This is a genomic window from Acidiphilium sp. JA12-A1 (assembly GCF_000724705.2).
GTDB lineage: Bacteria > Pseudomonadota > Alphaproteobacteria > Acetobacterales > Acetobacteraceae > Acidiphilium > Acidiphilium multivorum.
Genome location: NZ_JFHO01000109.1, coordinates 1 through 3085 on the forward strand (window position 1 = coordinate 1; position 3085 = coordinate 3085).

The 3085-nt window shown below is 59.7% G+C and carries 5 protein-coding genes; 4 read left to right on the forward strand and 1 reads right to left on the reverse strand.

Annotation, left to right across the window (positions count from 1 at the left end; genetic code table 11):
* The coding region (locus tag RT91_RS17135; protein WP_035188703.1) for a recombinase family protein at nt 1–383 on the reverse strand (383 nt) is incomplete at its 3' end.
* 1018 nt (nt 384–1401) lie between these two features.
* On the opposite strand from RT91_RS17135, the gene RT91_RS20840 reads away from it, so the two are divergent.
* The 4 genes from RT91_RS20840 to RT91_RS17150 all read left to right on the forward strand — a co-directional run.
* Nucleotides 1402–1854 (forward strand): helix-turn-helix domain-containing protein, encoded by a 453-nt coding sequence (locus RT91_RS20840; protein ID WP_240314341.1) that lies wholly within the window; start codon nt 1402–1404, stop codon nt 1852–1854.
* A gap of 163 nt (nt 1855–2017) precedes the next feature.
* The gene (locus RT91_RS17140) at nt 2018–2329 is read left to right on the forward strand and encodes a type II toxin-antitoxin system RelE/ParE family toxin (RefSeq protein ID WP_011930881.1); all 312 of its coding nucleotides are present in this window, start codon (nt 2018–2020) and stop codon (nt 2327–2329) included.
* Nucleotides 2310–2510: a DUF2283 domain-containing protein gene (locus RT91_RS17145; protein ID WP_011930880.1), complete on the forward strand. Its 201-nt coding sequence runs from the start codon at nt 2310–2312 to the stop codon at nt 2508–2510. Before RT91_RS17140 ends, RT91_RS17145 begins: the two co-directional genes overlap by 20 nt.
* Before the next feature lie 111 nt (nt 2511–2621).
* On the forward strand, nt 2622–3085 hold a 464-nt coding region (locus RT91_RS17150; protein WP_240314187.1), incomplete at its 3' end, for a DUF6444 domain-containing protein.

Consider the following 3085-nt stretch of genomic DNA (forward strand, 5'->3'; position numbering starts at 1 on the left):
TGCACACGCTCCTGGATCAGCGAACGCTCGAACTGCGCCAGAGCGCCAAAGACATGAAACAGGAATTCCCCCTGCGGCGTCGTGGTGTCCATCTGCTCGGTCAGCGACCGGAAGCCGACGCCACGCGCCCTAAGGCTGTTCACCGTCTCCAGAAGATGCGGCAGCGACCGGCCGAGCCGGTCCAGCTTCCAGACCACGAGGCAATCGCCGGATTTCAGATAGGCCAGTGCCGCAGCGAGGCCCGGCCGGTCGCGCCGGCTGCCCCCGGCACGATCCTCGAACAGATGCCGCTCATCGACCCCGGCTCCGAGCAGGGCGTCGCGTTGCAGGTCGAGCACCTGTCGGTCATTGTCGGTCGAGACGCGCATGTAGCCGATCAGCATGTACGGAAATCCCCTTCGAGACGGTTTCCGTATATCATGCCATTCCGACTATGTTTTCCGTACATGATTCGGCACAAAATCTGGGACTTTTCGGCAGGTCTCGGACCACCGACGGAAAACAGGTGTTTTCCGTCATCGCGCGGTTCCGGCCTCAGAACCGCGCTCTCCGCTCAAACCCGCAGAAAACCTCCATCCCAACCAGTCAACGTTCCCACTTTGTCCGCTTATGCTACAGCGCAGGGCGTTTCGTTACTTCGGGCCATTTCGGCCCATCAGAAGGCCGTAGAGCGGGTTTTATGTCCCGACGCTCCCCAACAGCGGAAAACCCAAAACCTGCGGGCGCCCGTCTGACGGGGTTTTACGGGCATCCTCGCCGCTTCGTCCCCAATGCCGCTTTTGCTTCCCGCGTCGCTGCTACTGACCGCCTGGCGCGGGTCGAGTGCAGAGCGGGAGACCCGTAGGGCGCATCGCGCCCGCGCCGGTCCCTCGCTTTCACCCAGTGCGGCCCGTCAGGGCCGCCATTCATGGTCAAATCGCATCGCGATTTGCCGCCGCTTCATTCATCGGCCCTGAGGGCCGCCTGATCAGCCAGTCCGCACAGGTGGGCCCACCGGGATGGCTACGCGTCGCCAGCCTCCTGTCGGGGCGCTCCGCTACGCATCCCCGTGGACTACCTGCACGGCAGGCAGCCCCCTTCGGGAGTGCTCCTCTAGATCATAGAAGAGGCAAAGAAAAAACCTTTTTTTCATCATATTATACCCCCCGGAAGCCAGCTACTTCCGGGGTGCGGAAAATTCGGGAAATATTTTTCTTGATTCAAGAAATAAAAAAATTGCCTGGGGTGCGGAAATTTGACATACAAATTTGAAAAATTTTTTCTGGATTCGTGAAAATGGCTGCCCGAGAAAAATCTTACGGTATCGCAACCGCGCCCAGCGGAACGTGGGTTCAAACAGAACGAGCAGCTCACGAAAAATGGGCACAGCTAGCCGTAGGCAACCCGAGGGCTTGCGCCCTCATGCATGTGATCGTGTCGAAAATGGGCCGCCACAACGCTCTAGTGGCCAGTCAGAAAACACTGGCTAGCCTAATAGGCTGCACCGACCGCACGGTAAGAACGGCCTTACAAGTGCTCAAAGATGGCGGATGGCTAGAAGTCCGCCAGATCGGCCCGACCGGCACAGCCAACGCCTATATCGTGAATGACCGTGTGGCCTGGTCTGGCAACCGTGATGGCATCCGCTACAGCCTGTTTAGCGCCGCAGTCCTGGTGTCTGATGACGAACAGCCGGATAAGGCCGAGCTTGGCGCGCAGCCACCATTGGAACGTATTCCGACGCTACTACCCGGCGAGCGGCAGTTACCCACCGGCGATGGCCTTCCACCCGTCTCCCAGCCGTTTCTAGAAGGCCTTGAAGCCGATCTGCCGGCGCGTAGCGCCCACCTCCATCAGGAAGAGTCTGCTGAATGATCTCCAACCCCACACCCATACCGGACAACTCGGATACTGAGGCTTTCGTTGAGGCAGTTAAGGAAGGGATTGTAGCTGCGGACGCCGGGCGCACCGTGCCCTACGAGGAAGTTCGGCAATGGCTGCTTTCCTGGGGAACAGAGAACGAGCTCCCAAAACCTGAATGCCGGTAATCTTCACGGCTGAGGCACTCGATGACCTCGCCCATATCCGCCAACATATCGGCCGCGAGAACTCGCACGCAGCCACCCGCGTCGCGGTGCAATTCGTCGCGGCCTGTGATCGGTTCGAATATCTGCCCGAGCGAGGGAGCTCTGGCTTAGTTTCAGGGGCATTGGAGCTGACCGTGATCTGGCCCCACGTGATCGTCCACCGAGTTTCCGTCCCGGACGTCGAAATCCTTCGCATTTGGTATAACGCTCAGAATCATGGAGCTTTGATCGAGGATCTAGACCATGATCACGACCAGCTATGATCCTGATACAGATGCGGTCTATGTCCGGTTCGGCCCGAAGGGCACGACCGTTGCAGAGACCAGGGAGCTGGAACCAGGCATCCTGTTGGATATGGATGAGATTGGGCACCTAGTCGGGATCGAGGTGCTGAACGTGCAATCACGGACAAAGCTATCGGCAGGTTCGGAGAATGCCAAATGAGCAACGCAACGCTTTACGACCGAGATTTCGTATCTGCTCATCCTGGTCCGTCGATAAGTTGAATCGATTGTGAATTGACGTGACCACGGCGGATACGATTCGACGGGAGGCGTGAACGAGCTTCCTGACCTGTCTCTCCTATCGCACGCTGAGAAAGACGCGCTGATCCGCGCGCTATGGGACGCGTTGCAATCATCCGAGCGCAGGAACGCGGAACTGGCAATCCGGCTTTCGGATGCGGAACGCCGGATTGCGGAGTTGGAGGCGCGGCTAAACGAACCGCCGAAGCGGCCGGACAATTCGAGCCTGCCGCCATCGCGCGGGCAGAAGCCAAACCGGCCCGAGAAAAGTCCGCGCAAGGGGCCCCGCAAAGGCAGTCTCGGCCGTGAGGGTGGCGGTCGCTTGCTTGCCGAGAACCCCGATCAGACGGTGATCGCGAAGGCGGCGCATTGCCAGCACTGCCGTGCCGGGCTGACTGACGCGGATCAGCGCCTCGCGCAGCGCTACGACAAGATCGATCTGCCGCCGATCAAGCCGGTCGTCACCCGCGTCGAACGCTATGCCGGCCATTGTCC

Bases quoted from the DNA above. Each gene is read 5' to 3' on its own strand.
- RT91_RS17145 (WP_011930880.1), top strand. From the start codon at position 2,310: ATGATCACGACCAGCTATGATCCTGATACAGATGCGGTCTATGTCCGG.
- RT91_RS20840 (WP_240314341.1), top strand. From the start codon at position 1,402: ATGCATGTGATCGTGTCGAAAATGGGCCGCCACAACGCTCTAGTGGCC.
- RT91_RS17140 (WP_011930881.1), top strand. From the start codon at position 2,018: ATGCCGGTAATCTTCACGGCTGAGGCACTCGATGACCTCGCCCATATC.